The sequence below is a fragment of the Mycobacterium sp. IS-2888 genome (genome assembly GCF_001954215.1).
Classification (GTDB): Bacteria; Actinomycetota; Actinomycetes; order Mycobacteriales; family Mycobacteriaceae; genus Mycobacterium.
Genome location: NZ_MBET01000056.1, coordinates 23,757 through 40,105 on the forward strand (window position 1 = coordinate 23,757; position 16,349 = coordinate 40,105).

Sequence of the window (16,349 nt, forward strand, 5' to 3'; positions counted from 1 at the left end):
TGCGGTCCATGGGCCCCACAATAGAACCCGACCTGTGCTCCGCTTTCTGTCGTGGGACGCGTGGTCACGTAACCTCCGTGCAACACGTGGTTGACGGGTGGGCAATATCGTCTCCATAGCGTCAGGCCGCGGATTACCAAGGTAAAGGAGCATTCAGTGACGGAAAAGACGCCCGACGACGTCTTCAAACTCGCCAAGGACGAGGACGTCGAATTTGTCGACGTCCGGTTCTGTGACCTGCCCGGCATCATGCAGCACTTCACGATTCCGATTTCGTTCTTCGACGAGAGCGTCTTCGAGGATGGTTTGGCCTTCGACGGCTCGTCGATTCGCGGCTTCCAGTCGATCCACGAATCCGACATGCTGCTCCTCCCCGATCCGGCGACCGCGCGCATCGACCTGTTCACCGAAGCCAAGACGCTGAACCTCAACTTCTTCGTCCACGACCCGTTCACCCTCGAGCCCTACTCGCGCGACCCCCGCAACATCGCGCGTAAGGCGGAGAACTACCTGATCAGTACCGGCGTCGCCGACACCGCGTACTTCGGCGCGGAGGCGGAGTTCTACATCTTCGACTCGGTGAGCTTCGACTCGCGCACCAATGGCTCCTTCTACGAGGTGGACGCGATCTCGGGGTGGTGGAACACCGGCGCTCCCAACGAAACCGACGGGAGCCCCAACCGCGGTTACAAGGTCCGCCCCAAGGGTGGGTACTTCCCCGTTGCCCCCGTCGACCACTACGTCGACCTGCGCAGCCGGATGCTGCACAACCTGATCGCGTCGGGCTTCAGCCTGGAGAAGGGCCACCACGAGGTGGGTAGCGGCGGCCAGGCCGAGATCAACTACAAGTTCAACACCCTGCTGCATGCGGCCGACGACATGCAGCTGTACAAGTACATCGTCAAGAACACCGCGTGGCAGGCGGGCAAGACAGTCACCTTCATGCCGAAGCCGCTGTTCGGCGACAACGGCTCGGGCATGCACACGCACCAGTCGCTGTGGAAGGACGGCAGCCCGCTGATGTACGACGAGACGGGCTACGCCGGTCTGTCGGACACCGCACGCCACTACATCGGTGGACTGCTGCACCACGCGCCCTCGCTGCTGGCGTTCACCAACCCGACGGTGAACTCCTACAAGCGGCTGGTTCCGGGCTTCGAGGCGCCGATCAACCTGGTGTACAGCCAGCGCAACCGTTCGGCGTGTGTCCGCATACCCATCACCGGCAGCAACCCGAAGGCCAAGCGGCTGGAATTCCGTTGCCCCGACTCGTCGGGCAACCCGTACCTGGCGTTCTCGGCGATGCTGATGGCCGGCCTGGACGGCATCAAGAACAAGATCGAGCCGCAGGCCCCGGTCGACAAGGACCTCTACGAGCTGCCGCCCGAAGAGGCCGCCAACATCCCGCAGGCGCCCACGCAGCTGTCCGCGGTGATCGACCGGCTGGAAGAGGACCACGAATACCTCACCGAGGGAGGGGTTTTCACGCCCGACCTGATCGAGACGTGGATCAGCTTCAAGCGCGAGAACGAGATCCTGCCGGTCCAGATCCGGCCGCACCCCTACGAATTCTCGCTGTACTTCGACGTCTAGAGACGTGTAAATCCGCGAAACCCCTGACCCGCGGCCCAGCCACGGGTCAGGGGTCCGCGAGAACTTGGGATCGGTAGCAGCGCGGGCGGTGTCCACTTGCTTCGAGTCCGACTACGGGCCGAAGGGAAGCAAAGGGACCACCATGAATGCCGGCTCGGAGATTAATCCCAGGTTAGTGAAGCGAACGATCGTCGGCTTATCGACCGCGGCGCTGCTGTGGGGCGGCGTCGCGGGCGTGGTGGCGATGAGCGCCGGAACCGCCCAGGCCCAGCCCGGTCCCGTGCCGCTGGATAACCACGCCTGGCCGGGCTGCCCCGATGACCATCCCGCGGGGCCATGCCGCTGGTGCCCCGGGATGGCGCCGGTGCACACCGGAAATCAGCGCGTCAACCCAGTCATTTGGGACAACAACGTCTGCCACACCTACTGGTATGTCACGCCTGGGCAGGGAAATGTTGCTCAAAACATTTTCGAGGGCGACAGTCCGCCGCCACCGCCGCCGGCACCACCCGGCCTCAAATTCTGCCCAATCCCCCCTTGGTGTCCGTGATCTAGCGGTAGCGGTGTCAGCCGCAAAGTTGGCCCAGCTGTCCGTGATTGGAGCTCGCATCGCACTGGGTCTGCTCGCGTCTGGTGATGTAATCGCTGATGCAATCCTGGTAGGCAGCGGGATTGGTGATGCCGGCACAGGGGTCGTCGCCGGCGTGTGCTTGTGCCGGCGGAATGCCGACGGGCGCCAGCGCTACGGCTGCTCCCGCCAACACGGTCAATATTGCCCTCTTCATGGTTTTTCCTTTTTCTCACGGGCCCTACGGGTCCGGTTCCAACAGCCGCAGTGGGTGCAGGCCGTCGACCGCGCCGACGAACGGCGGGTGGATGCTGTAGCCCAGCATGCGGCGGAGGTCATCGGAGACGTTGCGAGCGATATCGCGCGATATGGACAGCGTGAAGGCTTCCATTGGCCGCAGCCACGGTTGGCAGTACTGCGCGGTGACCGCAAGGCGCTCCCGATCACTGTTATTGGCTCCCCCGCCGTGCCACAGGGTGCCCACGAAGAAGACGCACGAGCCGGAGGGCATGACGACCGGTAGCGCGTGATCGCCCGGGCCGGGCCGGCGCTTGCCCCAGCGGTGGCTGCCGGGGTATAGGACCGTGGCGCCGTTGTCGGCGGTGAAATCGTCGATCGCCCAAATCGTTGCCGCCGCCAGCGGTGCCCGTGGCCGCGGGATCGGGTAGAAGCCGTCGTCATGGTGAGCCAGCTGCGCGGCCTCGCCGGGCTGAATGTTGATGGCCTGCAACGCCGAAAGTAGATAGTTGGGCATCAGCAGCCGGTCGAGCACGGCGAGTACCCGGGGATGATCGACGAGGCGATCGCACACCCGGGTCCTGCTCAGCACGCTGTAGATGCGCTGGGTGCGACGGCCCTCGAACGAGTTGCGTCCGGTGTGCCTGAGCCACGGCCGCACGACCTCGCGGATCTGTGCGCACTCCTCGGCACTGAGCAGGTTCTCCCAGATGACGTAGCCGTCGCGCTCGAGTGCCGCCATGTCGGCCTCGGCAAGCGACCCGTCGACCGTGCTCCCGCCGGTTGGTGTCCGCTTGTACCGTTGCGCGAGATCTCCCCTGAGATCCTCCAGCGTGGTCACGGAGTCGTCGTCGAGGTTCATCGGTCCTGGCCCTTCGTTCCTAGGGGCCCGCGGTCGGCTCCGCGCTGCGCCTGCGGCGGTTGATCACCCAGGCGACGAGGCCCACGACCAACGCGAAGCCCCCGAACCGAAGCGGAATGGGCCACCAGGGCTCGCTGGGCTGGGCGGGTGCGTCGTGTTGAGAGGTCAACGCCACCAGGTAGCTGCCGTTGTCGGTGGGACCGACGCCGGGCAGTGACTGCGTCTTGGTCACCTTGATCTGGGCGCTGCTGCCGGGATCGTTGATTTGACCCCAGGCCAACGTGGTGTCGTCGAGCAGGAAGGTGTCCTGGCTGCCCGCGGATTGGCTGGGGTCGTGCCCGACCAGCACCACCTGGCCGACCTGCACGGTCTGGGCGGCGGCGGGGACAGCCACCGAGACGTCCTGGTACACCTCCGGCGCGGGTGGCGTGTAGCTCGGCGGCGGCGGACCGCCCCAGCCGTCCGGTGGTATCCACGCCCCGCCGTAGAAACTGCCCGACGCCACATAGCTGTCGCCGACCGCGGTGAACGGGAACAGGCCCGCGGTGGCGACGTCGAGCACGACGCGGCCGCCGGCTGGCACGTACGCCTCCCGGGCGGCGCCGTTGTAAGTGAAGCGGAAGGTCATCGCCTGGTTGAGCGGGTTGTACAGGCTCGGGCGATGGTAGGTGTCGTAGTCGAGGTAGTCCCAGTGCCGCGGGCGGGCCAGCGTCTGGTTGTCGGCCTTGACGACATCAACGTTGCCGCCGTGGGCGTTGACCACGTTTTGCACCTGGCGGTTGAAGTCCACCAGCTGTTGCATCTGGTGCGCGGTGCCGGGATTGACCCTGGTCGCCGGGGCGTCCTTGGCGGCGGCGATCGCCTGCGGCGACGCCTCCAGACCCTTTGGCGGTGTCACCACCGCCGCGCCTCCCGGCACGCCGGTGTTGGGCGGGATCTTCGGGGTCTGGACGGCTGCTGTGGTCGGGGGCGCCGGGCTGGGCGGAACGACCTCCGGGGTAGGCACCGGCGGCACATTCACCGGCACGGGGGGCGCCGGGGCCGCCGGAAGCGGTACCGGCACCCTGCTCGGCGGCGCCTGGGCCGGGCGGGGCGGCGGGTCTTCGCTGCACACGCCCCCGTTCGACGTGTGGTAAGCGCCAACCAGAAACTGGCAGTACTGGCAGCGTCCGGGGTCCGCCCCGGCGCCGGCACACGGCGCCGCCTGCGCCACACCTGGCGCGGTGGCTATCACCGAGAACGGGGCGAACGCCAAGACGGCTGCCACCGCAATCCCGAGTGCTTTCATCGTGTGACCTTCCGGGAACCGCACCGGCTGGGAGGGCTGCTACCACCGAGAGTTGTGGTGCGGACGGGTAGCGGCGGTTTTACCGCTACTTCAACCAGTGTCGCACTTTTGTTTTCCGGAATTGAGCTGGACCACGCCGCAATGCCCCCGAGGATTCGAACGGGACGCCGTCTCGTCAGTTCATCGGCCGCCGCGGCCGCAGTCGGTGTTGGTGGGCTGTGATGGCCATGCGCAGGCGTCGACGTCGGTCGTGCCGCCGTAGCCGCCACCGGCGAACACGCCGTAGGCGTTGCCGTTGATGCCGGTGATGGTCGCGCCGCCGCCTCCGCCGCTGCCACCTGCACTCTGGACGGACACTGACCATTGCATGCCTTCGAGCGCAGCCTTGTACACACTCATCACATCCTTCGGCGATCCGTTGACGAAGAAATGCAGATGGATGCCGTTGTCGTGTATCGAGTCGGGACCGTCGGTCCTCGTGGCGTTGGCTGGTGTGGGGATCAGCGATTTCAGGTCCCCGCCCGTGCTGGCGGTCGTCGTCGCTTGTGACACGGAGGCCGTGGCCGTCTTGGACGCCGTCGTAGTCGTGGCCGTGCTGGAATTCGGCGAACTGCTGCACCCGGCCAAGGCCAAACCCATGGCGATCGCCGCGACACCGGTTCGGTATTTCATGATCCCTCCGATCGTCCTTGGATGACGCGAACTATGTTGTGGGGCAAAGTAATTAGGGGTTTTGGCAGCCCATTATCCCGCGTGACATCTTGACGGGCTGTCCTTCGGCCATCTCGACGACCTCTAGCCAACCACCGGGAGCTACATAGTGCCTGCTGACATCCTGGCGCTGCATTCGGATCAGTAACACGCCCGCGTCGGTGATCTCGAAGCTGTCGAACACGCCATAGTCCCGCGGCACACCGTTTTTGAACACCACCGTGAATGACATGGGTCCGAGTATGGCGTGGTCGAAACTTCGCGTCTAGCCGTCCAGCGCCAAATCCTTACGGAACCGTTGCATCCCGTCGATCTTGTCGGCCAGGGCCGCGTCGGGACCGGTGTAAAACATCCACGGCATGGTGATGATGCCGGTGATACCGGCCTCGGCGGCGCGCTGGTAGTCGGCGGTGGTGAATGCGTCGGTCAGCGGCGTCAGGATGGTGAAATCGTCGAGGGACAAGCCGTTTTCGACGCGCAGTTCGCGCAGCCGGCCCACCGCCTCGATGGCGCGATCGGTCTTGATCAGGTCCCCGATCCAGCCGTCGTTGCGAGCGGCGCGGCGCAATGCCGCCTCGCTGAGCCCGCCGACGTAGACCGGTATCGGCGGCGGCGTGGGCTGCATCTCCAGCCGCGGCGTCGGGTAGAACTGACCCCCGAACTCCGTCCAGCCCGGCTGCCACAGCGCCCGCATCAGATCGATGATTTCGTCGGTGCGTTTGCCCCGGGCGCCGAACTGCTCACCCATCAAAGCGAATTCCTCTTTGCACCAGCCGACCCCGATGCCGAGCTCCACCCGTCCCGAGGCCAAAACCGCGGCCGTGCCAATGGCTTTCGCCGCGGAGTACGGATTGCGCATCGCGGGGATGTACACGGTGGTGACGAACCGCAGCCGCTTGGTGACCTGCGCCAGCGCGCCGACCAGGACCCATGGATCGGGCCAGTCGGTGAAGGGCTGCCATCGCCGTTGCCCGTCTTTGGTGTAGGGGTACGGGGTCTCCAGGGTCTCCAGGTTGACGACGTGGTCGGGGATGCCGATGCCGTCATAGCCGAGTTCGTCGGCGGCCTTGGCGATCTCGACGATCTCGCGGGTGTTCAAGAAGGCACTGCTGATATAGAACTTCATTCGGTTCCCCGTGCCCAGGCTGGTTCGATGAAGATGCCTTCGGCCTCCACGGTTACCCCGTCCGCGTCCGAAATGGTGCCGCGCGCAAAGACTTTGACGCCCTCGCTGCGGTCGATCCACGCGTCGCAGCGCAGCGGTCCCAGCGGAGTGCCGCGCAGGTATTTGACGGTGATGGTCCCGGTGAAACGCGCCTTGGACAATCCGTCGCTGGCCGCCTCGCCGAGCATGTGATCGAGCACCAGGGCGCTGACGCCACCGTGCACCCGCCCGGGCGGACCCTCGTATGCGGACCCGAGGGTGAACTCGCTCCAGCAGCGCCCGTTGCCGTCGTGACGGACGACGATGGGCGGGGCGATCGGGTTGCACACGCCGATCGCGGCGTTGCCCAACGGCAGCGGGCGATCCTCGACGCGGTAGCTCACTCCGACCGGCCGGGTCCGTTGCAGCAGCGTCCGGGTGACGGCCTCGATCGCGGTCCGGGCACTGGCGACGACGTCGTCGTCGGCCTCGGTCCGAATGGTGGCATCGACGAGTTCACGCACGGCGTCGGCCAGCGGCGCGTACAGGGACGTCACCCGGTCGGCCTCGGCCGCGCTGAGCACTTCGAACACGGCGTCGAAGTTGGCCCCGAACGCGCCGGCGTCGCTCAACTCCCGAACACCTTGCGTACCACGGCTTTTGCGCGCCTCGTCACCCTCAGGTAGTTGTCCAGGAATTCACTGCCGTCTTCGGTTCCCCAGCCCGCGGCGACAGCGACCGCGTTGAGCTGGCGTCCGGGTCCCGGCAACTGGTCTGTGGGCTTGCCGCGGACCAGCACCAGCGCGTTGCGGGCCCGGGTCGCGGTCAGCCAGGCGTGGCGCAGCAGCTCCACGTCTTCCTCGGGCATCAGATCGGCCGCGGCGGCGGCGTCCAGGGATTCCAGCGTCGAGGTGTTGTGCAGGGCGGGAACCTCGTGCGCGTGCTGCAGTTGCAGCAGCTGCACGGTCCATTCGATGTCGGCCAGTCCCCCGCGGCCCAGCTTGGTGTGCGTGTTGGGATCGGCGCCGCGCGGCAGCCGCTCGGAGTCCACCCGTGCTTTGATCCGGCGGATCTCGCGCACCGCCTCGGCCGACACCCCGTCGGACGGATACCGCGTCCGGTCGGCCATCAGCAGGAAGCGCTGGCCCAGGTCCGCGTCACCGGCGACGGCGTGCGCGCGAAGCAGCGCCTGGATCTCCCACGGCTGCGCCCACTGCTCGTAGTAGGCGGCATACGACGCCAACGTGCGGACCAGCGCGCCGTTGCGTCCCTCGGGCCGCAGGTTGGCATCGACTTCCAGCGGCGGGTCGACGCTGGGGGTCCCCAGCAGCGCCCGGATCTGCTCGGCGACCGACGTCGACCATTTCACGGCCTCGGAATCCTCGACACCGCCGGCCGGCTCGCAGACGAACATCACGTCGGCGTCCGACCCGTAACCCAGCTCGGCGCCGCCCAGCCGGCCCATCCCGATGACCGCGATGGCCGCCGGGGCTTTTCCTTTTTGGGAGCCGTCGTCGGGGAGGTTGGCCTTGATCATCGCGTCCAACGCGGCCTGCAGCACGGCCACCCATACCGAGGTGAGTCCTTTGCACACGTCGATGACATCGAGCAGGCCGAGCAGGTCCGCGGAACCGATGCGGGCCAATTCCCGGCGCCGCAGCGAACGCGCGGCGGCGATCGCCCGCACCGGGTCGGAGTGCCGCGCCGCCGAGGCGACCAGCGCGCGGGCCACCGTGTCGGCATCGGTCTCGAGCAGCTTCGGGCCGGCCGGCCCGTCGCCGTAGTCCTGGATCACCCGCGGCGCACGCATCAACAGGTCCGGCACATACGCGGAGGTCCCCAGCACATGCATGAGCCGCCTGGCGACCGCGGGCTTATCGCGCAGGGTGGACAAATACCAGGTTTCGGCGGCCAGCGCGTCGGACAGGCGCCGGTACGCCAGCAGCCCTCCGTCGGGGTCGGGCGCGTACGACATCCAGTTCAGCAGCCGGGGCAACAGCACCGACTGCACCCGGCCGCGCCGCCCACTCTGGTTGACCAACGCCGACATGTGCTTCAGCGCGGTCTGCGGTCCCTCGTAGCCCAGCGCGGCCAGCTGCCGCTCCGCGGCCTCGGGCGTCATGCCGTGCGAGATCTCCACGCCGCCGGGCCCGACCGACTCGAGCAGCGGCTGATAGAAGAGCTTGGCGTGCAGCTGCGACACCCGCAGGTTCTGATGCTTGAGCTCCTCGCGCAGCACCCCCGCGGCGTCGTGGCGGCCGTCCGGGCGGATGTGCGCCGCGCGGGCCAGCCAGCGCACCGCCTCCTCGTCGTCGACCTCGGGCAGCAGATGGGTGCGCTTGAGCCGCTGCAGCTGCAGCCGGTGCTCGAGCAGCCGCAGAAATTCATAGGACGCGGTCAGGTTCGCCGCGTCCTCGCGCCCGACGTAGCCGCCGTCGCCCAGCGCGGCCAAGGCGTCGACCGTGGACGCCACGCGCAGCGATTCGTCGTTGCGGCCGTGCACCAGCTGCAGCAGCTGGACGGCGAACTCCACGTCGCGCAATCCGCCGCTGCCGAGCTTGATCTCGCGGGCGCGGACATCGGAGGGCACCAGCTCCTCCACCCGGCGCCGCATCGCCTGCACTTCGACCACGAAATCCTCGCGATCGCAGGCGACCCAGACCATGGGCGTCAGCGCGGTCAGGTAGCGCTCGGCCAGTTCGGCGTCGCCGACCGCGGCGCGGGCTTTCAGCAGCGCCTGGAACTCCCAGGTCTTCGCCCACCGCTGGTAGTAGGCGAGGTGCGACTCGACGGTGCGGACCAGTTCACCGCTGCGGCCTTCGGGCCGCAGCCCCGCGTCGACGGTGAAGAACGCGTCGGAGGCCACCCGCATCATCTCGCCGGCCACCCGGGTGCTGAGCGTGTCCGCCTGCTCGGCGACGAAGATGACGTCGACGTCGCTGACGTAGTTCAGTTCGCGGGCACCGCATTTGCCCATCGCGATGACGCTCAGCCGCGGTGGCGTGCGCTCGCCGCACACGGTTGCCTCGGCCACCCGCAGGGCGGCCGCCAGCGCCGCGTCGGCGAGGTCGGACAGCTGTGCGCCGACGACGGGGAACGGCAGCACCGGCTCGTCTTCGACGGTCGCGGCCACGTCGAGCGCCGCCAGCAGCAGCAGCTGATCGCGGTAGAGGGTGCGCAATGGCGGGATCGCCGAACCCGGCGCAGAACCGGGTCCCGCCAACGCCTCGTCGGCGCATTCGGTGAACGCGCGCCGCAGCTCGTCGCGAGTCGGCAGTTTCGCGGTGCCCCGCAGCAGTTTCCAGGACTGCGGATGGATGGCGAGGTGATCCCCGAGGGCCAGCGACGAACCGAGGACGGCGAACAGGCGCCCGCGCAGCGGTCGCTCGGTGAGCAGCGCGGCGCAGAGCTCGTCCCAACCGGCCTCGGGGTGCTCCGATATTCGGACAAGCGCGCGCAGTGCGGCGTCGGGGTCCGGTGCGCGTGACAACGCCCACAACCGGTCGATGTGCGCCTGGTCGTCGTGGTCGTACCAGCCGAGCCGCTCCAGCCGCTCACCCGCGGCGGGATCGACCAACCCGAGCCGTCCGACGCTGGGCAGCCGCGGGCGCTGCGTCGCGGGTTTGGTCACGATCAAGACGGTAGCGCAAGCCGCCGATCGTTCGGACCGACCGGGCGACCCGGTGGCCTACAGCGACAGGTAGGTGCTCAGCTCGTACGGCGTGACGTGGCTGCGGTAGTTCGCCCACTCCGTGCGCTTGTTGCGCAGGAAGAAGTCAAACACGTGCTCTCCCAACGCTTCCGCGACGAGTTCGGAGGCCTCCATGCTTTTAAGGGCGCTGTCGAGGCTGGTGGGCAGCTCACGGTAGCCCATCGCGCGGCGTTCCTCGGGCGTGAGGTCCCATACGTTGTCCTCCGCCTGCGGTCCCAGCACGTAGCCCTTCTCCACCCCGCGCAGCCCGGCGGCCAGCAGCACGGCGAATGTCAGGTACGGGTTGCACGCCGAGTCGGGGCTGCGCACTTCGACCCGTCGCGACGACGTCTTGTGCGGCGTGTACATCGGCACCCGCACCAGGGCCGACCGGTTGGCCGCGCCCCAGGACGCGGCGGTCGGCGCCTCACCGCCGACCACCAGCCGCTTGTAGGAGTTGACCCATTGGTTGGTGACCGCGCTGATCTCAGAGGCGTGCTCGAGAATTCCGGCGATGAACGACTTGCCCACGTCCGACAGCTGCAGGGGATCGTCGGCGCTGTGGAAGGCGTTGACGTCGCCCTCGAACAGGCTCATGTGGGTGTGCATGGCCGAGCCGGGGTGTTCCGCGAAAGGCTTGGGCATGAACGAGGCCCGCGCACCGTTTTCGATCGCGACTTCCTTGATGACGTAGCGAAATGTCATGACGTTGTCGGCCATCGAGAGCGCATCGGCGAAGCGCAGGTCGATCTCCTGCTGGCCGGGCGCCCCTTCGTGGTGGCTGAACTCCACCGAGATGCCCATGAATTCGAGGGCGTCGATGGCTTCCCGGCGGAAGTTGGACGCGGAGTCGTGCACCGCCTGGTCGAAGTAGCCGGCGTTGTCGACGGGGATGGGCCGCGACCCGTCGTTGGGGCCCGGCTCGAGCAGGAAGAACTCGATCTCGGGGTGCACGTAGCAGGAGAAGCCCAGATCGTTGGCCTTCTGCAACTGGCGCCGCAGCACGTGCCGCGGGTCGGCCCAGGACGGCGAACCGTCGGGCATCGTGATGTCGCAGAACATCCGCGCCGAGTGGTGATGGCCGGAGGGGGTGGCCCAGGGCAGCACCTGGAAGGTCGACGGATCCGGGTTGGCCACGGTGTCGGATTCCGAAACACGCGAGAAGCCCTCGATCGACGATCCGTCGAAGCCGATGCCCTCCTCGAACGCGCCCTCGAGTTCTGCTGGGGCGATGGCGACCGACTTCAGGTAGCCGAGCACGTCGGTGAACCAGAGCCGCACAAAGCGGATGTCCCGTTCCTCCAGCGTGCGGAGGACGAATTCCTTCTGTCGATCCATACCCCGACAGTAGGCAACAGCTGTTAAATCCGTGTTACCGATGCCCGCTCAGAACCATTGCGGACCGCTCAGACGGGGGGCTGTGGGTCGGCTGGGAGCCGGCCTTAGGGCTTGCACCGCAGCGTTGGGGGCGGGGCCGTCCCCGCAACGAAATAGCGCGTCACCGCGGTATCGACACACTGGTCGCCGTTGAAGACCGCGGTGTGCTGGGTTCCGTCGTACGTGATCAGCGGGGCGCCCAGCTGGCTGGCGAGATTTACCCCGGCCTGATACGGCGTGGCGGGGTCGTGGGTGGTCGAGACCACGACGACCTTGCCCGGCCCTACCCGCGCCGCGCTGTGCGGCATCGACGTCGCGGGCACCGGCCACAGCGCGCACAGATCCCGGGGGGCGTTGCCAGTGAACTGCCCGTAGCTCAGGAACGGGGCGGCCTGACGGATCTGCTGGTCGGCGGACACCCAGCTCGCGGCGTCCGTCGGCGTCGGCGCGTCGACGCATCGGACAGCGTTGAACACGTCCTGGTCGTTGTTGTAGTGGCCGTTTTTATCACGGCCTTCATAATCGTCGGCGAGGGCCAGCAGGTCGTCCGCGTCGGTGCCGTGCTGCAGCCCGAGCAGACCGCTGGTGAGGTACTTCCAGTGCTGCGGGGTGTACAGCGCGTTGATGGTGCCGGTGGTCGCGTCGGCGTAGCTCAGGCCGCGCGGATCCGACGTATGCCCGGGCTTGGCGACCAGCGGATCGACCAGCGCGTGATACCGGTTCACGAATTGGGCCGGGTCGGTGCCCAAGGGGCAGGCTTTCGAACGGGCGCAGTCCGCGGCGTAGTCGTTGAAAGCGGTTTGGAATCCCGCCATTTGGTTGACGTTCTCCTGGACCGGCCCGACGGTCGGGTCGATGGCGCCGTCGAGCACCATCGTGCGCACGTGGTCACCGAATTTCTCGAGGTATGCGGTGCCGAGTTCGGTGCCGTAGCTGTAGCCGAGGTAGTTGATCTGATTCTCACCCAGCGCATGCCGAACCATGTCCATGTCGCGAGCCACGGACGCGGTGCCGATGTTGGCCAGGAAACCGTTGCCCATCCGGGTCACGCACTGCTGGGCCAACTGCCGGTTGAGCTGTTCGATGTGCGCCACACCGGCCGGGCTGTAGTCGACCATCGGTTCGGTCCGGAACGCGTCGAACTCGGCATCGGTGCGGCAGCGCAGCGCCGGGGTTGAGTGACCCACCCCTCGAGGGTCAAACCCCACCAGGTCGAAATCGCGCCTGATGTCGGTGCCTTGTAGGTCGGATGCCATCGCCGCGACCATGTCCACCGCGGACGCGCCCGGTCCGCCGGGATTGATCAACAGCGATCCGATCCGCTGGCCCGTCGCGGGCACCCGGATCACCGCCAGCTTCGCTTGCGCCCCACCGGGATTGGCGTAGTCGACCGGGACCGACACGGTCGTGCACTTGGCGGTGGGGAGATCGCTGCTGTCGACGTCGAATTGCTCGCAGCCGCCCCAGTTCTGCGGCGCCGCGGCGACCGGTGGCGGAGCCGGGCTCGGGGTCTGTCCCGCACCGGGTTCCGGAGTCGCGCCGGCCAGCGGCAGCGCGGATTGCCCCGCGACCAGCAGCCCCATCGACAACAGCGCCGAGCTCAATGGTCTGCGGCGCGACATGGCTGTCATCGTTGCATCCACGAATACCCGTCGCAGCGCGAAACGGTTACGCCTTGATCTCTTCGCCGAGCGTGTACTCAGTGCGAGAAATCCGCCGAAATTTCGCAACCAGTACACGCTCGGCGCGCGAAGCCGGGCCTCAGCACTTCGCGCCGCTGGGTGGCGTGTTGCCTCCGATCAGATACGCCGTCACGTAGTCGTCGATGCAGCTGTCGCCCTGGAAGACCACCGTGTGCTGGGTTCCGTCGTAAGTCAGCAGCGAGCCGCGCAGCTCGTTCGCCAGATCCACCCCGGCCTTGTACGGTGTCGCCGGATCGTGGGTGGTCGACACCACAACGGTCGGCGCGAGGCCGGGCGCCGTAACGGTATGCGGCTTGGTGGTAGGCGGCACCGGCCAGAACGCGCATGTCCCCAGCGGCGCGTCGCCGGTGAACTTCCCGTAGCTCATGAACGGGGCGATCTCCCGGGATCGGCGGTCTTCGTCGATAACCTTGGCGCGGTCCGCAATTGGCGGTTGGTCAACGCAATTGATCGCCACACGTGCGTCGGTCGCATTGGTGTAGTGGCCGTGCGGGTCACGGCGCATGTACATGTCGGCCAGCGCAAGCAGGGTGTCCCCGTGGTGGTTGACCAGTTCGGTCAGGCCGTCGGTCAGGTGATGCCACAGCGTCGGCGAGTACAGCGCCATGATGGTGCCCACGATGGCGTCGCTGTAGCTCAGCCCGCGCGGGTCGTTGGTGGGTATCGGCCTGCCGATCAGCTGGTTGTTCGGGTCGACCATCGGGTCGATCAGGCTGTGGTAGACGTCGACGGCCTTGGCCGGGTCGGTGCCCAGCGGGCAGGTCGGCTGCTTGGCGCAATCCGCGGCGAACGCGTTGAACGCGTCCTGAAATCCCTTGGCCTGACGCAGGTCCGCCTCGATCTGGTCGGCGTTGGGGTCGACGGCGCCGTCGAGGATCATCGCCCGCACGTTCTGCGGGAAGGCCTCGGCGTAGGCGGAGCCGATCCGGGTGCCGTAGGAATATCCGAGGTAAGTCAGCTTGTCGTCGCCGACCGCCTTACGGATGGCATCCAGATCCTTCGCGACGTTCACGGTGCCGACGTTCGCCAGGAAGCTCTTGCCCATCTTGTCCACGCACCGGCCGACGAACTGCTTGGTCTCGTCCTCGATGTGCGCCACACCCGCCGGGCTGTAGTCGACGTTCGGTTCCGTCCGCAGCCGGTCGTTCTCGGCGTCGGAGTTGCACCACAGCGCCGGTCGCGACGAGCCCACCCCGCGTGGGTCGAACCCGATCAGGTCGAACCGCTCGCGCACCCGCTTCGGCAGCGTCTGGACGAGGCCCAGCGCGGCTTCGATGCCCGACTCGCCGGGGCCGCCGGGGTTGATCACCAGCGACGCGAGCTTGTCACCCGTCGCGGGGAAGCGAATCATCGCCAGGGTCGCGAGGTCGCCGTTGGGATCGTTGTAGTCGACCGGCACGGCCAGCTTGCCGCACAGCGCGCCGGTGGGGATCTTGGCTTTGGGGTTGGACGAACGGCACGGCGTCCATTCGATCGGCTGGCCCAACTTTGGCCCGGCCATGACCGGACGCCCGCCCACCACATGAACACACCCCGCGAGGAGCAACGCCACGGCAGCAATCGCCGTCCAGATCAGCAGCAAGCGCGCGATCATGTCGCGGCGAGACGAACCCATGCCAACATATGCTGCCAGAGCAGCACCGAGTGCCTGATCAGCGGCCGGACGTCGGCCCGCTAGCCAGCGGCCTCGAGCAGCTCTTCCATCCCCACCGCGAACTCGTCGGCCATCTCCCACAAGTCGGGCAGTAACTCGGGGCAGGAGATCAGCCCGACGTCCAAATTTCCGCACAACGACATCACGGTGATGTTGAGACCCGAGCTGTGAAAGATCGGCCCCAACGGGTACATCGCCTTGACGGCACAGCCGAGCAGGTACAGCGGAACCTGCGGACCCGGCACGTTAGAGACGACGAGGTTGTGCACCGGCATGCTCTCGGTCAGCCGGGAACTGGCATAGAGCCGCATCGCCACGCCGAACACCGCGGGCGCCGCGAACTGCGACCAATCCTGCAACAGCGAAGCGCCGATAGCCGAACTATGTTGCTTGGCAACCGAATTCGCTTCGGCGATGGCCTTCAGGCGCTGCACCGGATCGCTGATCTGGGTGTGCAGACTGGCGAACATGCCCGAAACCTTGTTGCGGCCAGGACGATCGGACTTGCCGTGCACCGAGACCGGCACCATCGCCACCAGCGACGCCTCGGGCAGGTCGTCGCGCTCGGCCAGGTATTGCCGAAGCACCCCGGAAACCAACGCCAACACCACGTCGTTGACCTTGACGTCGAAACGGTTCTTCACCTTCTTGATGTCGTCGAGATCCAATGTGGCGTAAGCGATGTTGCGTCGGCCATTGATCCGGGCGTTGAAGACGGTCCGCGGCGCGGCGAAGGGACGCGCCATCGTCTGACCGTGGCGGGCTTTGCGCAGCGTCGAGACGACCGACGACACCGTGTCGGGCACCGCGTTGGCCAAACGCAACGGCCGGGTGGCGAAGCGGTACAAGCCGCCCGCGGCGATCTGCCAGGCGCTGGCACTGCCGACCCCGTCCACCGGGTCCGGCGGGGGCGCGTCGGCTTCGGTGGCGCACAGCTGCGACATCAGGTTGGCGCCGGTGACCCCGTCGACTCCGGAATGGTGCACCTTCGTCATCACGGCCACGCGCCCGTCGCGATGGCAGTCGGTGCCCGCCACGCCCTCGATGACCCACATCTCCCACAGCGGCCGCTGCCGGTCCAGCGGCAACGACGCGATGTGCCCGCAGATTTGCGACATTTCGTCGCGTCCTCCCGGCGGTGGCAGCCCGATCCGGTGCAGGTGGCGGTCGACGTCGAAGTTCTCGTCGTCCACCCACACCGGGTGATCGAGGTTCAACGGACTGTTGGCGAGCTTTTCGCGGAATTGCGGCATCGCTTTCAGGCGCAGCGACAGCGCGTCGCGCAGCCGGTCGAAGCTGTAGCCGCCGGGCATCGTCGAGGTGTCCAGATCGACGATCGAGCAAACATGCATGGGCTGAGAGGGGGTCTCCAGGTACAAGAAACTTGCGTCGAGTCCGCTGAGCCGCTGCATGGCCTGAATGGTATGTCTCACACCGCCGGGGCGGTGCAATTGCGCAGCCGAGATGGCACAATGGCACCGTCAAGCGAACCCGGGGACCCTGCGGGGCCACGAGGATCGA

At 67.2% G+C, this 16,349-nt stretch carries 15 protein-coding genes; 3 read left to right on the plus strand and 12 right to left on the minus strand.

The genetic code is table 11. The features are described from left to right. Positions 1-156: 156 nt before the first annotated feature. Complete coding sequence (gene glnA / locus A5745_RS09905) at positions 157-1,593, plus strand: type I glutamate--ammonia ligase (RefSeq protein WP_076062279.1); 1,437 nt, start codon at positions 157-159, stop codon at positions 1,591-1,593. A 175-nt stretch (positions 1,594-1,768) separates the two neighbouring features. Further along, positions 1,769-2,143 carry a hypothetical protein gene (locus tag A5745_RS24315; protein WP_240563053.1) on the plus strand — a complete coding sequence of 125 codons (375 nt, stop codon included), beginning with the start codon at positions 1,769-1,771 and terminating at the stop codon, positions 2,141-2,143. Positions 2,144-2,159: 16 nt separating this feature from the next. On the opposite strand, the gene A5745_RS09915 is transcribed toward A5745_RS24315, so the two are convergent. From A5745_RS09915 to A5745_RS09930, 4 genes are all read right to left on the minus strand, one after another. Continuing rightward, positions 2,160-2,378, minus strand: a complete 219-nt coding sequence (locus A5745_RS09915; RefSeq protein WP_139329532.1) for a hypothetical protein — start codon at positions 2,376-2,378, stop codon at positions 2,160-2,162. 24 nt (positions 2,379-2,402) lie between these two features. Continuing rightward, complete coding sequence (locus tag A5745_RS09920; protein ID WP_076115915.1) at positions 2,403-3,260, minus strand: phytanoyl-CoA dioxygenase family protein; 858 nt, start codon at positions 3,258-3,260, stop codon at positions 2,403-2,405. A 19-nt stretch (positions 3,261-3,279) separates the two neighbouring features. Beyond that, the gene (locus A5745_RS09925; RefSeq protein WP_175879800.1) at positions 3,280-4,548 is read right to left on the minus strand and encodes a hypothetical protein; all 1,269 of its coding nucleotides are present in this window, start codon (positions 4,546-4,548) and stop codon (positions 3,280-3,282) included. Positions 4,549-4,728: 180 nt separating this feature from the next. Continuing rightward, positions 4,729-5,100, minus strand: a complete 372-nt coding sequence (locus tag A5745_RS09930; RefSeq protein WP_254848538.1) for a hypothetical protein — start codon at positions 5,098-5,100, stop codon at positions 4,729-4,731. A gap of 7 nt (positions 5,101-5,107) precedes the next feature. Here A5745_RS09930 and A5745_RS25035 point away from each other — a divergent pair, with 7 nt between their 5' ends. Further along, on the plus strand, positions 5,108-5,245 hold the full coding sequence (locus A5745_RS25035; RefSeq protein WP_254848539.1) for a hypothetical protein: 138 nt from the start codon (positions 5,108-5,110) through the stop codon (positions 5,243-5,245). Positions 5,246-5,272: 27 nt separating this feature from the next. Here A5745_RS25035 and A5745_RS09935 read toward each other — a convergent pair whose 3' ends face one another. The 8 genes from A5745_RS09935 to A5745_RS09970 all read right to left on the minus strand — a co-directional run bounded on the left by A5745_RS09935 (position 5,273) and on the right by A5745_RS09970 (position 16,240). After that, positions 5,273-5,491 (minus strand): hypothetical protein, encoded by a 219-nt coding sequence (locus tag A5745_RS09935; RefSeq protein WP_076062269.1) that lies wholly within the window; start codon positions 5,489-5,491, stop codon positions 5,273-5,275. A 33-nt stretch (positions 5,492-5,524) separates the two neighbouring features. After that, positions 5,525-6,385: a TIGR03619 family F420-dependent LLM class oxidoreductase gene (locus tag A5745_RS09940; RefSeq protein ID WP_076062267.1), complete on the minus strand. Its 861-nt coding sequence runs from the start codon at positions 6,383-6,385 to the stop codon at positions 5,525-5,527. Next, positions 6,382-7,035, minus strand: coding sequence for a PaaI family thioesterase (locus tag A5745_RS09945; RefSeq protein WP_076115917.1), 654 nt, complete (start codon positions 7,033-7,035; stop codon positions 6,382-6,384). The genes A5745_RS09940 and A5745_RS09945 overlap by 4 nt, the downstream gene beginning before the upstream one ends. Further along, positions 7,032-10,040, minus strand: a complete 3,009-nt coding sequence (locus tag A5745_RS09950; RefSeq protein WP_076115918.1) for a bifunctional [glutamine synthetase] adenylyltransferase/[glutamine synthetase]-adenylyl-L-tyrosine phosphorylase — start codon at positions 10,038-10,040, stop codon at positions 7,032-7,034. Before A5745_RS09950 ends, A5745_RS09945 begins: the two co-directional genes overlap by 4 nt. A 51-nt stretch (positions 10,041-10,091) precedes the next feature. After that, complete coding sequence (gene glnA, locus A5745_RS09955) at positions 10,092-11,432, minus strand: type I glutamate--ammonia ligase (RefSeq protein WP_076062263.1); 1,341 nt, start codon at positions 11,430-11,432, stop codon at positions 10,092-10,094. Positions 11,433-11,536: 104 nt separating this feature from the next. Further along, on the minus strand, positions 11,537-13,102 hold the full coding sequence (locus A5745_RS09960; RefSeq protein WP_139329533.1) for an alpha/beta hydrolase: 1,566 nt from the start codon (positions 13,100-13,102) through the stop codon (positions 11,537-11,539). 130 nt (positions 13,103-13,232) lie between these two features. Continuing rightward, positions 13,233-14,789 (minus strand): alpha/beta hydrolase, encoded by a 1,557-nt coding sequence (locus A5745_RS09965; protein WP_076115920.1) that lies wholly within the window; start codon positions 14,787-14,789, stop codon positions 13,233-13,235. Positions 14,790-14,848: 59 nt separating this feature from the next. Beyond that, positions 14,849-16,240, minus strand: a complete 1,392-nt coding sequence (locus A5745_RS09970) for a wax ester/triacylglycerol synthase family O-acyltransferase (RefSeq protein ID WP_076062258.1) — start codon at positions 16,238-16,240, stop codon at positions 14,849-14,851. Positions 16,241-16,349 lie beyond the last annotated feature (109 nt).